This window comes from Pseudomonas sp. NCIMB 10586 (assembly GCF_023127895.1).
In the GTDB taxonomy this organism is placed as follows: Bacteria; Pseudomonadota; Gammaproteobacteria; order Pseudomonadales; family Pseudomonadaceae; genus Aquipseudomonas; species Aquipseudomonas synxantha_A.
Map to the genome: position 1 here is coordinate 41,012 of NZ_SPKQ01000006.1, position 14,553 is coordinate 55,564.

Below are 14,553 nucleotides of genomic sequence, written 5' to 3' on the forward strand. Positions count from 1 at the left end.
ATCCTCGCTTATGCGTCCGGTACGGCCTGGAATGGCGCTTCTTTATCCGTACGCTCTTTGTTGCCCCAGGCGGCTACGCCGACTTTGAGCGCATAGAACAGGATGCTGAATACCACGAACAGGAACAGCGCCGTCAGCGTTGCGTTGGTGTAGGCGTTCCAGATCACGTGCTGCATCTGGTCGATGCTCTTGGCCGGGGCGAGGATCTGACCGTTGGCCAGGGCATCGCTGTATTTCTTGGCCAGCGACAGGAAGCCGATCGCCGGGTTGGCGTCGAACAGCTTGATGAAGCCCGCGGTGGTGGTGCAGATCAGCAGCCAGACGGCCGGCAACATGGTCACCCAGATGTAGCGCTGGCGCTTCATCTTGATCAGCACAACGGTCGCCAGCATCAGCGCGATACCCGCCAGCATCTGGTTGGAGATACCGAACAGCGGCCACAAGGTGTTGATACCACCCAGCGGGTCGATTACGCCCTGGTACAGCAAGTAACCCCACATCGCCACGCAACCGGCCGTCGCGATCAGGTTGGCGGTCCAGGACTCGGTGCGTTTGAGCGCAGGCACGAACGAACCCAGCAGGTCCTGCAGCATGAAGCGACCGGCACGGGTACCGGCATCGACCGCCGTGAGGATGAACAGCGCTTCGAACAGGATCGCAAAGTGGTACCAGAACGCCATGGTGTTTTCACCTGGCAGCACACTGTGCAGGATCTGTGCGATACCGACTGCCAGCGTCGGCGCACCGCCGGCACGCGCCAGGATGGTGGTTTCACCGATATCGTGGGCAACAGCCGACAGCGCTTCAGGGGTAATTGCAAAACCCCAGCTGCTGACGGTTTGCGCCACGGTGACCACGTCAGTACCGACAATCGCCGCCGGGCTGTTCATGGCGAAGTACACGCCAGGCTCGATCACCGAAGCGGCAACCATCGCCATGATGGCCACGAACGACTCCATCAACATGCCGCCATAACCGATGTAACGGGCGTGGCTTTCACTGGCGAGCAACTTGGGCGTGGTGCCCGAAGAGATCAGCGCGTGGAAGCCCGAGACCGCGCCACAAGCGATGGTGATGAACAGGAACGGGAACAGGCCGCCCTTCCACACCGGGCCAGTGCCGTCGATGAACTGGGTCAGTGCTGGCATTTTCAGATCAGGCATGGTGACCAGGATGCCGATCGCCAGAGCGATGATGGTGCCGATTTTCAGGAACGTCGACAGGTAGTCACGCGGCGCCAGGATCAGCCATACCGGCAGAACAGCGGCAACGAAGCCGTAGCCGATCAGCATCCAGGTGATCTGGATCCCGGTGAAGGTGAAGGCTTTGGCCCAGACCGGGTCAGCGGCAATCTGCCCGCCCAGCCAGATCGAACCCAGCAGCAACAGCACGCCGATGATCGAAATTTCACCAATGCGGCCCGGGCGGATGTAGCGCATGTAGATGCCCATGAACATCGCAATCGGGATGGTCGCCATCACCGTAAAGATGCCCCACGGGCTCTCGGCCAGGGCCTTGACCACGATCAGCGCCAGCACCGCGAGGATGATGATCATGATCAGGAAGCAGCCAAACAGGGCGATGGTCCCGGGAATGCGGCCCATCTCTTCGCGAACCATGTCACCCAGGGAACGCCCGTTGCGACGAGTGGACAGGAACAGGATCATGAAGTCCTGCACCGCACCCGCCAGCACCACACCGGCAATCAGCCACAGGGTGCCGGGCAGGTAGCCCATCTGCGCCGCCAGCACCGGACCGACCAACGGGCCTGCACCGGCAATCGCCGCAAAGTGGTGACCGAAAAGGATATGTTTGTTGGTCGGCACGTAGTCCAGACCGTCGTTATTGACCACTGCGGGGGTGGCCCGCCGAGGGTCGAGTTGCATCACGTTATTGGCGATGAACAGACTGTAGTAACGGTACGCAACCAGATAGATGGCCACAGCAGCGACCACAATCCACAAGGCGTTGATCGCCTCGCCGCGGCGCAAGGCCACTACGCCCAGGGCGCACGCTCCTACGATTGCCAGCACCAGCCAGGGTAGGTGGCGTAGCAGGCTATTATTATTTTTCATTTTTGTATTCCAGCCAGGGTGGACAGAAAGGACAGCCAGCCCGAGTTTAGCGCTGTTGGCCTCAAAGACCAGCCCCCTACGTTGGTCTAGAGCCTTCTATGCGGCAAAAAAACGAAATAAATGCCAAATGATGGCGCAAGGCTACAATCCTCCTATTCACCGAGGGCTTCACCATGACTGAGCAACCGTCTGATCGCCGCCGTTTTCGCCGGATTGCTTTTGATGCCAAAACCGAAATTCGGCAAAACGGATGGGATTTTCCGGTGAAACTGGTGGATCTCTCGCTAAAGGGTCTACTGGTCGAGCGCCCCGAAGACTGGAAGGGGAACAAGGCGCTGCCGTTCGACGTAGACATACGCCTGGATCCGAAAGCGCATATAAAGATGCAAGTGAAGCTGAGCCACGAGGATCAGGGGCAGTTGGGCTTCGTGTGCCAACATATCGATCTGGATTCGATCAGCCATTTGCGGCGACTGATTGAGTTGAACCTGGGGGATGAGGAAGAGCTACACAGAGAGCTGGCGGCATTGCTGGAAATCTAGAAGCCAACACAACTCAAATGTGGGAGGGGCGGTGCGACGATTCGACTTGCTCCCGATTGCGGTGGGTCAGTCAGCCTATCTGTTACTGATCCACCGCAATCGGGAGCAAGCCCCCTCCCACATTGGATCTGCAATGCTGGTGATTATTCGAACAGTGCATCCAACGCCTGCTCCAGGCGCGTCACCCCAATCACCTGCAAACCTGCCGGCATTTCCTTCGGCGCATTGCCCTTGGGCACGATCGCCCGCTTGAACCCATGCTTGGCCGCCTCCTTCAACCGCTCCTGCCCACTGGGCACCGGGCGGACTTCACCCGACAGGCCGACCTCACCAAACACCAGCAGATCATGGGGCAGCGGCCGATTGCGCAGGCTGGACATCACCGCCGCCATCAGCGCCAGGTCGGAGGCGGTCTCCAGCACCTTGACCCCGCCCACTACGTTAAGGAAAACATCCTGGTCATGGGTCGGAATGCCGCCGTGACGGTGCAATACCGCCAGCAACATCGCCAGACGGTTCTGGTCCAGGCCAAGCGTGACCCGCCGCGGGTTGGCCAAATGGCTGTCATCCACCAGCGCCTGGACTTCCACCAGCATGGGCCGGGTACCCTCCCACGTCGCCATCACCACACTGCCCGGGACTTCTTCCTGGGCGCGAGTGAGAAAAATCGCCGAGGGGTTGGAGACTTCTTTCAGCCCACGGTCAGTCATGGCGAACACACCCAGCTCGTTCACGGCGCCAAAGCGGTTTTTTACCGCCCGCAGCAAACGCAGGCGGCCATCGGACTCACCTTCGAAATACAGCACGGTATCCACCATGTGCTCCAACACCCGTGGCCCGGCCAGCGCGCCTTCCTTGGTCACGTGGCCGACCAGGAAGATCGCCGTGCCGCTCTGCTTGGCGTAGCGCACCAACAGCGCCGCACTTTCGCGCACCTGGGACACGCCGCCCGGCGCCGATTGCAGTTGCTCGGTGAAAATCGTCTGGATCGAGTCAATCACCATGACCTTGGGCTTTTCAATCCGCGCCGTGGCGATGATGCTTTCGATGCAGGTTTCGGTCATGACCCGCAGCTGGTCCTGGGGCAGGCCCAAGCGGCGGGCGCGCATGGCCACTTGCTGTTGGGATTCTTCACCGGTGACGTACAGCGCCGGCATACGGCTGGCGATGCTGCACAGGGTTTGCAAGAGGATGGTCGACTTGCCGATGCCCGGGTCACCGCCGATCAGCACCACCGATCCATCGACCAGGCCACCGCCAAGTACGCGGTCCAGTTCGCCGGACGCGGTGGAGAAACGCGGGATCTCTTCGACGCTGACCTCGGCCAGGGTCTTGATCTGTGCCTGTTGCCCGGTCCAGCCGGCGCGGCCGGTGGGGGCTGCGGCACCACCGCTTTCAATCATGGTTTCAGTCAGGGTGTTCCACGCACCGCATTCGGAGCACTGGCCCGCCCATTTGGGAAAGGTCGCGCCGCACTCCGTGCAGCCGTACATGCGCTTGGCCTTTGCCATGTGAGAACCTCCAACCGAAAAACCGCGATGATAGCTCAGCGCGACGCCGGGGTCCGGATTTCGCCACTGGCCAAACGTGAAGCACTGTTACCGACGGGGTCCTCGGCGTTCAGGTCTGCGCCTTTGGCTTGCAGTTCACCCAGCAACTCGACGCGTTTGAACAGCCCAGCGTACATGGCGGCAGTCTGTCCCGCGCCATTGCGTTGGTCCGGGTTGCAGTCGGTGGCCAGCAGGCGCTGGGCGATTTTCAGCTCACCCTTGAAGATCGCGCCCATCAGCGCCGTGTTGCCGCGTTTGTCCTGTACGCAGGCGTTGGCACCCGCGTCGAGCAGACGCTCCACGTACGAGCCCTGGCCGTGATAAGCGGCGAGAATCAGTGCCGTGTAGCCTTTGTCATCCTGGATGTTGAGGCTGTAGCCGGAGTCGATAAAGGTATTGAGCATGTCGAGGTCGCCACGGCGAGCGGCGTCGAAGTAGTAATCCTGCAACTGGGCTTTGAGCGCCACCGGGTCGGGAGACTCCGCATGGGCGACAAAGGCCAGCATGGCCATCAGTAAACCGATAGAGATACGCATAGGGGCTTCTCCTGCCAAAGGTCGACGCCCGTAGAGGCGCCGACCGCAACCAACGAATCAGTCAGTCAGTTTTTGCGCCAGCGCCTTCACGCGAGCCAGATCACCTTTGGCCACCTTGGTCACGCCGGTGCCGTATTCCGGATCAGCCTTGTAAAGGAACGACAGGATGATGTGCTTGCTCTCGTCATCGGTGGTGGCCAGCGAGCCGCCGAAATTGTCGATCAAGTCCTGACGCTCTTTCTTGGTGTAGGAGCGGTACAGGTCACCGGCCTGTTTGAAGTTCTGCTCGCGCTGGATCTTCGCCTGCTGGGTGCTGCCCGACAGCGGCGACTGGCTGTAGCGCGCGGTTTGCGGCTCTTCGCGTGGCAACAGCCGGCTTGGCTGGTAGTTCACGCCGGTGGTGGTCTTGCCGAAGTTCATCGCACCGTCCTGGTTACCGTTGTTGACGGTGACCCGTGGAGCGTTGATCGGCAGTTGCAGGGCGTTCGCACCCAGGCGGTACATTTGCGTATCGGCATAGGAGAACACCCGGCCTTGCAGCAGGCGGTCTTCCGACGGCTCGATGCCCGGCACCAGGTTGGCAGGCGCCATCGCGACTTGCTCGGTTTCCTGGAAGACATTGGCCGGGTTGCGATTGAGCACCATCTGCCCGACTTTACGCTCCGGTACATCCGGCCAGATCTTGGTGGCATCCAGGGGGTCGAAATCAAACTTGGCCAAGTCCTCGGGCTTGAGCACTTGCACATACAAGTCCCACTTGGGGAAGTCGCCCTTGTTGATATGGGTGACCAAGTCGTTGGTCATATGACTGTAGTCACGACCCTGTACTTCGGTGACTTGCTTGGGATCCAGGTTCTTGATGCCTTGCAGGCTCTTCCAGTGGAACTTGACGTAGTGCACTTCGCCCTTGGCGTTGATCAACTTGTAGGCATGTACGCCATTACCGTCCATCTCGCGGTAACTGGCCGGGGTACCGGAGTCCGAGTACAACTCGGTCAACGTACGCGTGGCTTCGGGAACATGGGAGAAGAAGTCGAAACGGCGCGAGTCGTCATCCAGGTTGGTGCGTGGGTCGGGTTTGAAGGCATGGACCATATCCGGGAACTTGATGGCATCGCGGATAAAGAAGGTCGGGAAGTTATTGCCAACCAGGTCCCAGTTACCTTCGGCGGTGTAGAACTTGGTGGCAAAACCCCTTGGGTCACGCAGGGTTTCAGGGGAATGGTTACCGTGGACGACCGCCGAAAAGCGTACGAACACTGGCGTGGTTTCACCGGCGGCGAACACCTTGGCCTTGGTCAGGTCGCTGAGGTTGTCGGTCACCGTGAAGGTGCCATGGGCGCCGGTACCGCGGGCATGTACCACACGCTCGGGGATGCGTTCGCGGTCAAAGCGCTGCAACTTCTGGATCAGCTGAACGTCCTGCAACAATACCGGGCCGTTCGCTCCGGCCGTTTGCGAGTTCTGGTTATCACCGACGTTGGCCCCGTTATCGCGGGTCAGGTTGGCGGCTTGCACGGAGAGGGACAGCAGGCTGGCGGTCACCAGTGCCAACGCGTGACGCGCGGACACGGGCCTGCGGCGGATTGGAGTGTTCATCGAGGTTTCCTCTGGTTTTTTTAGCGCACATTCTGTTGTGCTTGTCAGAGGCTAGAGACCTGCGAGTCAGAAGATAAATAGAAAAACGCCACAGGCCCGATTAATAAAATAATCTGGTAACTGGCTGAAATGACGGTTAATTCGCGCGCGACTGGTGGCACTTTGCAAACTATTTGCGTTTTAATGTGTCGATAAAAATCGACAGTGTTAACAGTTGTGTCGAGCAAGCCTTGTACGACTGAATTACACTGACCTCCACCCTTCTCAACTGTAACAAGGAATAACCTATGGGCGTGATCAGTGAGTTCAAGGCCTTCGCGGTCAAAGGTAATGTGGTCGACATGGCCGTCGGTATCATCATCGGCGCCGCCTTCGGCAAAATTGTTTCCTCGTTTGTAGGCGACGTGATTATGCCGCCTATCGGTCTGCTGATCGGGGGTGTGGACTTTGCCGACCTGGCGATAACGCTCAAGGCCGCGCAGGGTGACGTACCGGCGGTGGTGCTGGCTTATGGCAAGTTCATCCAGAGCATCATCGACTTCGTGATCGTTGCTTTTGCGATCTTCATGGGTGTGAAGGCCATCAACCGCCTGAAGCGAGAAGAGGCCGTAGCCCCTAGCTTGCCACCGACGCCGACCAAGGAAGAAGTGCTGCTGGGCGAGATCCGCGATCTGCTCAAGGCTCAAAATAACAACAAACCGCTTTAATCAGCGGTTGCAAAAAGGCGCCTCGTGAGGCGCCTTTTTTCTACCAGTAATTTTCTACTGCAACCTGACCAGGGCGTCGACTCAGGCTCAGTTGCATGTCCCGTTGCTTGAGTAGCTGGCGGGTGTCATCGACCATCTGCGGATTACCGCAAATCAATACGCGGGAGTGTTCCGGCGTTAACTCAAGGCCGGCCGCACGCTCCAGTTCGCCATTTTCTATCAGCGTGGTAATGCGCCCGTTGAGCGCACCCGGATATTGCTCGCGAGTGACGATGGGGATGTAGGTGAGTTTATGCGCGTACTCGGCCAAGTACTCGCGCTCCCCCAGTTCCTTGATCAGCGCCTGGTAAGCCAGCTCTTTCGCTTCCCGCGCGCTGTACACCAGAATGATGCGTTCGAATTTTTCCCAGACCTCAAAGTCCTGCAGGATCGACAGGAACGGCGCAACCCCTGTGCCGGTGCCCAGCAGCCACAGGTCGCGCCCGTCGACAAAGCGATTAAGGGTCAGGAAGCCGGTGGCCTGGCGCTCTACCAACAAGGTGTCGCCAACCCGCAGCCGGCTGAGTTCGCTGGTGAACTCCCCGCCAGGGACAACGATGGAAAAAAAGTCGAGATGCTCATCAAAAGGCGATGACACCACAGAGTAGGCACGCCACACGGTGCTGCCATCGGCCTTGGTTACACCCAGGCGCACGAACTGGCCGGCGGTAAAGCGAAAGCCTGGGTCGCGAGTGGTGCGCAGGGTGAAGAGGCTGGGGGTCAGCGATTGCACGTCGAGCAAGGTCTGGCGGGTAAATTTCTCAGCACTGGCCGTCATGGGAGGCTCCGTTTTGCACAGGCCGCTAGTGTCTCTCAAAGCAGATGACGCAAACACCGTTGATTTGTACTGGCATTGCATTTACCCATCGCGCACCGCCTGTCAGTGACGCAAGTGAGCCAGCGGTTCACCCGCAATCCGCAGCAAACAACGCGCCGCACACTCATACTAATCATTTGGCTATTAACCCAACCGGAATGCGCCACAAGATGAAACTACGCCGTCCGAAGACGTCATTTTGATATCACCTGCAAGTCATTAAAACCAGTGCAAAAAAAATGTCCCAGCGGTTTTTTCATACAAACCAATAACGCTTGTACATATCTGAAACCCGAAGACCAACCACTTGATGAATTTTTTTTCAGACTAGCTTGTACGACGTGTCCTACACTTGTTTTCGTGTTGGATTGGGGATCAGGAAGTACCCAAGTCACAAAGAAACCCATGGAGAGTTACCGATGGTCAATTGGCACAATTCACGGCTGCCCAAGCTGGAAGGCGAGAGCGAAATCACCACCGTGTATGAAATGGTGATCAACCGCACTCAGGAAATGGGGTTCAAATATTGCTCGTTCACAATGAGTACTCAATCCGAAAATACCCAAGCAAAGCCTTTCAACTGCAACAACTACCCAAATGAATGGAACAAAATCTATCAACAAGCAGGTTTCTTCGACAAAGATCCGGCTGTAGTTCACTGCAAGCACTCTGTACTGCCCATCCTCTGGGAGAAGCAAGCCTTCGGTAACGCACCTGAACTGTGGGACTTGGCTGAGTCATTTGGGGTGCATATGGGCTGGTCCCAGGCGGTGCATGATTTCAAGGGTGTATTCAGTATGCTGACCCTGGTGCGTGACAAGGGTGAGGTCAGCCCTGAAGAGCTTTACGAAAAAGCCGGTCAAGTATTGTGGCTCTGCCATGCGATGCATGCGGTCGTCGCGCTTCAATACACCGGCGAGCCCATCGACGAGGCGCCATTCAAGTTAACGGCCCGCGAAACGGAGATTCTCAGATGGTGCGCCATGGGCAAGACTGCCGCGGAGATCGCTCGCATTCTGTGCCTGTCCGAGCGCACGGTGGGTTTTCATATCGGCAGAGTACTCAGCAAATTGAAGGTCACCAGTAAGATCCAGGCTGTGCTCTGCCTCGCCAAAGCCGGAATGCTCTAATCGTCAATTAAACACCCCATGTCATTGCGTAAAAAAAAACGTAACATTTACGGCCAATTCTGAGTGTTGATGCCACCCCCTTCAGTGGGTCGCGTCGCCGTTCACTCAGACGGTTCCGTCGATTACCCAGAGCATTCTTCCCCCATGCCCCTGCTTGACAGCCCCTTCGCCCAGCTCGATCTGATTCGTCAGCCAGAGCAACACAATGATCCGCTGCAAGCCTTCGATGCCGCCGACGAGTACCTGCTCAACCACCTTGGCGCACAGCAACCCAATGCGCTGACCCGCGTGCTGGTACTCAATGACAGCTTCGGTGCCCTCGCGGCCAGCCTTGCGGGCCAGATGTTGGTGACCTCCAGCGGCGACTCGTTCCTCGCCGCCCAAGCCCTGGAGAAAAACCTGGTGCGCAACGGCAAGGCGTTTGATGCCGTGCCGTTCGTACCCGCCAGCACCGCGCCGGTGGGGCCCTTCGATCGGGTGCTGATCCGTGTGCCAAAAACCCTGGCGCTGCTGGAAGAACAGTTGATCCGCCTGCAAGGGCAATTGGCGCCGGGCGCCGAGGTGATCGCCGGGGCGATGGTCAAGCACTTGCCCCGCGCCGCCGGTGAACTGCTGGAGCGTTACATCGGGCCGATGCACGCGACGCTTGCGGTCAAAAAGGCGCGATTGCTGATCGCCACCGTGGCAGATCGTCCTGTCGCCGTCTCGCCCTATCCCACCCGCTACAGGCTGGACGCGCCAGCCATCGAGTTGCTCAACCACGCCAACGTTTTCTGCCGCGAGGGCCTGGACATCGGCACCCGCGCCTTCCTGCCGCACCTGCCGAAAAACCTTGGCAGCGCCCGCGTGGCAGACCTGGGCTGCGGCAATGGCGTATTGGCGATTGCCAGCGCTCTGCAAAACCCCGACGCGCAGTACACGTTGGTGGATGAGTCCTATATGGCCGTGCAATCGGCGACTGAAAACTGGCAAGCCGCTCTGGGCAATCGCGACGTTATTGTACGTGCCGATGACGGCCTGGCCGGTCAGGAGGCGCAATCGTTGGACGTGGTGCTGTGCAACCCACCGTTTCATCAACAACAAGTGGTGGGTGACTTCCTCGCCTGGCGCATGTTCCAGCAGGCACGCGAAGCCCTGGTAGTGGGCGGCGCGTTGTATATCGTGGGTAATCGCCACCTGGGCTACCACAGCAAGTTGGCGCGATTGTTCCGTGGCGTCGAACAAGTGGCGGCCACACCAAAGTTCGTCATCCTCAAAGCGCGCAAATAAAAAAGCCCTGCCCTTCCAATAGAAGAGCAGGGCTTGCCTCTCACGCTGGCAGGCCGGTTCGGTATGTCAGTGCGTGGTCAGGCCCGCCGCATTCATGAACATGCGCATCAGGCTGGCCACCACGAACAGGGCCAGCACGCTGCCCACCCAGATCCCCGCCAGCCATCCCAGGCGCCGCCACAATGGCTGCTTCTCGGCCTGTTCAATCTCGTGCAGTGAAGGTTTACCGGACATGTTTCAACCCTCCTAGTGGTAGCCGTCTTCGTGGGTGACCTTGCCGCGGAACACGTAGTAGCTCCAGAAGGTATAACCCAGGATGAACGGGATGATGAACAACGTGCCCACCAGCATGAAGCCCTGGCTTTGCGGCGGTGCCGCAGCGTCCCAGATCGACACGGACGGCGGGATGATATTGGGCCACAGGCTGATGCCCAGGCCGCTGTAGCCCAGGAAGATCAACACCAGTGTCAGCAGGAACGGCGTGTAGTGCGCATGACGGGCCACGGCGCGGAACAGTCCGTACATCGTGACCAATACCAGAACCGGCACCGGCAGGAACCAGAACAGGTTCGGCAAGGTGAACCAGCGCGAAGCGATTTCCGGGTGGGTCAGCGGCGTCCAGATACTGACGATACCGATCACCGCCAACACCACGAAAGCCAACGGCCGCGCCAGGTTATGCATCTGCTCCTGCAACTTGCCCTCGGTCTTCATGATCAGCCAGGTGCAGCCGAGCAAGGCATAGGCCACGATCAGCGCCACGCCGCAGAACATCGTGAACGGTGTGAGCCAGTCCAGTGAACCACCGGCAAACTGGCGGTCCACCACCGGGATGCCATCGATAAAGGCGCCCAACGCCACGCCCTGGAAGAAGGTTGCTGCCAGCGAGCCACCGATAAACGCCTTGTCCCACAGGTGACGCTTGTGGTCCTTGGCCTTGAAACGGAACTCAAAGGCCACGCCGCGGAAGATCAGCCCGATCAGCATCAGGATCAGCGGCAGATACAACGCCGACAACACCACCGAATACGCCAGCGGGAACGCGCCAAACAACGCCGCGCCGCCGAGTACCAGCCAGGTTTCGTTGCCGTCCCATACAGGGGCCACGGTGTTCATCATCACGTCACGGTCGACTTTGCCGGGGATAAACGGAAAGAGGATGCCGATACCCAGGTCGAAGCCGTCCATGACCACATACATCATGATGCCGAAGATGATAATCACGGCCCAGATCAGCGGAAGATCAATACCCATCTCAATTCCCCTTGTGCTGGATGTGGTCGTGGTCGTTATCGCTGCCATCGTCGGCGGCAGACAACGGACGCGCCGGGGTGCGTTTCTGACCAGGGCCACCATGGGCCGGTTCGGTACTGTCGTGAGTCACAGGGCCCTTGCGCACCAGGCGCATCATGTAACCCAAACCGGCACCGAACAGCGCGAAGTACACCACCACGAACAACACCAGGGTAATGGTCATCTGCGCCAGGCTATGCCCGGACGAGGCATCTGCGGTGCGCATCAGCCCGTAGACCACCCAAGGCTGGCGGCCGATTTCAGTGGTGAACCAACCAGCAAGAATCGCAATCAAGCCCGACGGGCCCATCCACAGCGCCAGGTACAGGAACGGCTTGGATGTGTACATCTTGTCGCCACGGCGCAGCCACAGGCTGAACAGACCGGTGAAGATCATCAGGAAACCCAGGCCAACCATGACCCGGAACGACCAGAACACGATGGTCGAGTTGGGGCGGTCCTCAGGCGGGAACTCCTTGAGGGCCGGCACCTGCTTGTCCAGGGAGTGGGTCAGGATCAGGCTGCCCAGGTACGGGATCTCGACCGCATACTTGGTCTTCTCGGCTTTCATGTCCGGCCAGCCGAACAGGATCAACGGCGTCGGCTCGTTGCCGATGTTTTCCCAGTGGCCTTCAATCGCAGCGATTTTTGCCGGTTGATGCTTGAGGGTATTGAGGCCATGGAAGTCACCGATCACCGCCTGGATGGGCGCGACAATCAGCGCCATCCACATAGCCATGGAGAGCATTTTGCGGATCGCCGGGTTGTCCTTGCCGCGCAGCAAATGCCAGGCCGCCGACGAGCCGACGAAGAATGCCGTGGCAACAAATGCAGCCGTGGCCATGTGCATCAGGCGATAGGGGAACGAAGGGTTGAAGATCACCGCCAGCCAATCGGTGGGAATCACCCGACCATCAATGATTTCAAAGCCCTGTGGCGTTTGCATCCAGCTGTTGGAGGCGAGAATCCAGAACGTGGAGATCAACGTCCCCACGGCCACCATCACCGTGGAGAAAAAGTGCAGCTTGCGCCCCACCTTGTTCCAGCCGAACAGCATCACACCGAGGAAACCGGCCTCAAGGAAGAAGGCCGTGAGCACTTCGTACGTCAGCAATGGCCCGGTGACAGCACCGGCGAAGTCGGAGAAACGGCTCCAATTGGTGCCGAACTGATAGGCCATGACCAAGCCGGAGACCACACCCATGCCGAAGTTGACGGCAAAGATCTTCGACCAGAAATGGTAGAGGTCACGGTAGGTATCGTTATGAGTCTTGAGCCACAAGCCCTCCAGCACCGCAAGGTAACTGGCCAGGCCGATGGTGATCGCCGGGAACAGGATGTGAAACGAGATGGTGAACGCGAATTGAATTCGGGCGAGATCTAGCGCCTCCAAACCGAACATAAGTCTTCCTCTGTCAGGTAATACCGGCTGCTGGCTGGGAGCCTGCACCCACTGCCCCCACGGATATGGAGTGTGGCGAATTTCAATTCGTTTCTTTTTTTACCCATCTCGTGGGGATTCTGGCCTTGCGGCCGCCAGAGCAATTCCGGGGCAGGTTTTGATCTGGATCAAGCATCGTTGAAAGAGTAGTCCCATTTTTGCTGTAGGACTGTGTGGTCTTTTGCCGCGTGACAGCTTGCCTCAGCCCTGTTCTTGCAACTATTTGTTACAGCTTGATGCTAATCTCGCCATTCCCCCGCTGCCGACCTGATTGCCGATGCCCAGTGAACCCGCGTTGCTGTTACGTCACCACCGCCCTTTCATCGCGTTCTGGCTGGCGCGGATCTTTACCGCCAGCGGTTTCCAGATGCTCACCGTGGCGATCGGCTGGAACCTCTACCAACTGACCGGCAACGTGCTGGACCTGGGGCTGGTTGGCCTGGTGGAATTCGTACCGCGCGTGCTGTTCATGCTGCACACCGGGCATGTAGCCGATCGCTATGAGCGACGCAGGGTCGCCGCCATTTGCCAGACGTTACAGGCGCTGATTGCCTTGTCCCTGGCCATCGGCGGCCTGACCGGCAACGTGACCCGCGAGATGATCTTTATCCTAGCCTTCCTGCTGGGCGCTGCGCGCTCATTTGAAATGCCCACCACCCAGGCGCTGCTGCCGAGCATCGTGCCCAGCGCGTTGTTCCCACGGGCCGTGGCGGCATCGCAATCGGCCCAGCAACTGGCGACCATCGTCGCACCCGCCGTTGGCGGTTTGCTCTACGCGTTTGGTAGCGTGTGGGTGTACGGCCCAACCGTGGCGCTGTACCTGATTGCCTGCGTCCTGACCTTGAACCTGCCCGCCCGTCAGACGCCGCTCAACAAAGCCAAGGCCACGATGGACTCGCTGCTGGCCGGCATCCGCTTTATCCGCAGCCGCCCGGACATCCTCGGCGCCATCTCCCTGGACCTGTTTGCCGTACTGCTGGGCGGCGCCACCGCGTTGCTGCCGGTGTTCGCCAAGGACATCCTGCTGACCGGCGCCTGGGGCCTGGGCCTGCTGCGTTCGGCACCGGCGGTGGGCGCCTTGCTGATGTCGCTGTGGCTGGCGCGGTTCTCGGTAGACCGCAAGGTAGGACGCGTGATGTTCACCGCCGTCGGCGTATTCGGCGTGGCGACCATTGCTTTCGGCCTCTCGACCTCGTTCTGGTTCTCCCTCGCAGTGCTGGTAGTGCTCGGCGCGGCGGACATGATCAGCATGGTGATCCGCGCGTCGTTCGTGCAACTGGAAACACCGGATGAGATGCGTGGGCGAGTCAGCGCGGTCAATGGCCTGTTTATCGGTGCATCCAATCAACTGGGCGAGTTCGAGTCCGGGATAACCGCTCATTGGTTCGGCACCGTGCCGGCGGTGGTAATGGGCGGGATCGGCACCCTGGTGGTGACCGGGGTATGGATCAAGTTGTTCCCGACCCTGGCCAATCGCGATCGTATGCATGTGCCGGTGGAAGAAACCAAGCCATAAGCTTAAGCGTTGTACCCTGTGGGAGCCGGGCTTGCCCGC

General features: G+C 59.2%; 13 protein-coding genes. 5 read left to right on the plus strand and 8 right to left on the minus strand.

What is annotated here, in order from left to right; genetic code table 11:
- Window positions 1–8 precede the first annotated feature (8 nt).
- Complete coding sequence (locus tag E4P01_RS01660; protein ID WP_005791609.1) at window positions 9–2,075, minus strand: carbon starvation CstA family protein; 2,067 nt, start codon at window positions 2,073–2,075, stop codon at window positions 9–11.
- Window positions 2,076–2,248: 173 nt separating this feature from the next.
- On the opposite strand from E4P01_RS01660, the gene E4P01_RS01665 reads away from it, so the two are divergent.
- On the plus strand, window positions 2,249–2,617 hold the full coding sequence (locus E4P01_RS01665) for a PilZ domain-containing protein (RefSeq protein ID WP_216092128.1): 369 nt from the start codon (window positions 2,249–2,251) through the stop codon (window positions 2,615–2,617).
- 143 nt (window positions 2,618–2,760) lie between these two features.
- Here E4P01_RS01665 and radA read toward each other — a convergent pair whose 3' ends face one another.
- From radA to katB, 3 genes are read right to left on the minus strand one after another with little or no spacing between them, the layout of a single operon-like run.
- Complete coding sequence (gene radA / locus E4P01_RS01670; RefSeq protein ID WP_005791613.1) at window positions 2,761–4,128, minus strand: DNA repair protein RadA; 1,368 nt, start codon at window positions 4,126–4,128, stop codon at window positions 2,761–2,763.
- Between the two features lie 35 nt (window positions 4,129–4,163).
- Window positions 4,164–4,703, minus strand: coding sequence for an ankyrin repeat domain-containing protein (locus E4P01_RS01675; RefSeq protein ID WP_078822375.1), 540 nt, complete (start codon window positions 4,701–4,703; stop codon window positions 4,164–4,166).
- A gap of 57 nt (window positions 4,704–4,760) precedes the next feature.
- A complete protein-coding gene (katB, locus tag E4P01_RS01680; RefSeq protein WP_216092129.1) occupies window positions 4,761–6,302 on the minus strand; it encodes a catalase KatB in 1,542 nt (513 codons plus the stop codon).
- Window positions 6,303–6,589: 287 nt separating this feature from the next.
- Between katB and mscL the strand changes: the two genes are divergently transcribed.
- Window positions 6,590–7,009: a large-conductance mechanosensitive channel protein MscL gene (gene mscL, locus E4P01_RS01685; RefSeq protein WP_005791618.1), complete on the plus strand. Its 420-nt coding sequence runs from the start codon at window positions 6,590–6,592 to the stop codon at window positions 7,007–7,009.
- A gap of 40 nt (window positions 7,010–7,049) precedes the next feature.
- On the opposite strand, the gene E4P01_RS01690 is transcribed toward mscL, so the two are convergent.
- Window positions 7,050–7,826 (minus strand): ferredoxin--NADP reductase, encoded by a 777-nt coding sequence (locus tag E4P01_RS01690; RefSeq protein ID WP_032879395.1) that lies wholly within the window; start codon window positions 7,824–7,826, stop codon window positions 7,050–7,052.
- Window positions 7,827–8,284: 458 nt separating this feature from the next.
- Between E4P01_RS01690 and E4P01_RS01695 the strand changes: the two genes are divergently transcribed.
- Both E4P01_RS01695 and E4P01_RS01700 read left to right on the plus strand, forming a co-directional pair.
- Window positions 8,285–8,995, plus strand: a complete 711-nt coding sequence (locus E4P01_RS01695; protein WP_216092130.1) for a LuxR family transcriptional regulator — start codon at window positions 8,285–8,287, stop codon at window positions 8,993–8,995.
- 144 nt (window positions 8,996–9,139) lie between these two features.
- Complete coding sequence (locus E4P01_RS01700; RefSeq protein WP_216092131.1) at window positions 9,140–10,264, plus strand: class I SAM-dependent methyltransferase; 1,125 nt, start codon at window positions 9,140–9,142, stop codon at window positions 10,262–10,264.
- Between the two features lie 66 nt (window positions 10,265–10,330).
- Here the strand turns inward: E4P01_RS01700 and E4P01_RS01705 are convergent, their stop codons facing one another.
- From E4P01_RS01705 to E4P01_RS01715, 3 genes are read right to left on the minus strand one after another with little or no spacing between them, the layout of a single operon-like run.
- Window positions 10,331–10,498 carry a DUF2474 domain-containing protein gene (locus E4P01_RS01705; RefSeq protein ID WP_078822377.1) on the minus strand — a complete coding sequence of 56 codons (168 nt, stop codon included), beginning with the start codon at window positions 10,496–10,498 and terminating at the stop codon, window positions 10,331–10,333.
- Between the two features lie 12 nt (window positions 10,499–10,510).
- Complete coding sequence (gene cydB / locus E4P01_RS01710) at window positions 10,511–11,518, minus strand: cytochrome d ubiquinol oxidase subunit II (protein WP_005791627.1); 1,008 nt, start codon at window positions 11,516–11,518, stop codon at window positions 10,511–10,513.
- 1 nt (window position 11,519) lies between these two features.
- A complete protein-coding gene (locus E4P01_RS01715; RefSeq protein ID WP_005791629.1) occupies window positions 11,520–12,959 on the minus strand; it encodes a cytochrome ubiquinol oxidase subunit I in 1,440 nt (479 codons plus the stop codon).
- Window positions 12,960–13,275: 316 nt separating this feature from the next.
- Between E4P01_RS01715 and E4P01_RS01720 the strand changes: the two genes are divergently transcribed.
- A complete protein-coding gene (locus E4P01_RS01720) occupies window positions 13,276–14,514 on the plus strand; it encodes an MFS transporter (RefSeq protein WP_005791631.1) in 1,239 nt (412 codons plus the stop codon).
- Window positions 14,515–14,553 lie beyond the last annotated feature (39 nt).

Coding starts and splice junctions, on each gene's coding strand:
- E4P01_RS01660 (WP_005791609.1), bottom strand. CDS start 2,075: ATGAAAAATAATAATAGCCTGCTACGCCACCTACCCTGGCTGGTGCTG.
- E4P01_RS01665 (WP_216092128.1), top strand. CDS start 2,249: ATGACTGAGCAACCGTCTGATCGCCGCCGTTTTCGCCGGATTGCTTTT.
- radA (WP_005791613.1), bottom strand. CDS start 4,128: ATGGCAAAGGCCAAGCGCATGTACGGCTGCACGGAGTGCGGCGCGACC.
- E4P01_RS01675 (WP_078822375.1), bottom strand. CDS start 4,703: ATGCGTATCTCTATCGGTTTACTGATGGCCATGCTGGCCTTTGTCGCC.
- katB (WP_216092129.1), bottom strand. CDS start 6,302: ATGAACACTCCAATCCGCCGCAGGCCCGTGTCCGCGCGTCACGCGTTG.
- mscL (WP_005791618.1), top strand. CDS start 6,590: ATGGGCGTGATCAGTGAGTTCAAGGCCTTCGCGGTCAAAGGTAATGTG.
- E4P01_RS01690 (WP_032879395.1), bottom strand. CDS start 7,826: ATGACGGCCAGTGCTGAGAAATTTACCCGCCAGACCTTGCTCGACGTG.
- E4P01_RS01695 (WP_216092130.1), top strand. CDS start 8,285: ATGGTCAATTGGCACAATTCACGGCTGCCCAAGCTGGAAGGCGAGAGC.
- E4P01_RS01700 (WP_216092131.1), top strand. CDS start 9,140: ATGCCCCTGCTTGACAGCCCCTTCGCCCAGCTCGATCTGATTCGTCAG.
- E4P01_RS01705 (WP_078822377.1), bottom strand. CDS start 10,498: ATGTCCGGTAAACCTTCACTGCACGAGATTGAACAGGCCGAGAAGCAG.
- cydB (WP_005791627.1), bottom strand. CDS start 11,518: ATGGGTATTGATCTTCCGCTGATCTGGGCCGTGATTATCATCTTCGGC.
- E4P01_RS01715 (WP_005791629.1), bottom strand. CDS start 12,959: ATGTTCGGTTTGGAGGCGCTAGATCTCGCCCGAATTCAATTCGCGTTC.
- E4P01_RS01720 (WP_005791631.1), top strand. CDS start 13,276: ATGCCCAGTGAACCCGCGTTGCTGTTACGTCACCACCGCCCTTTCATC.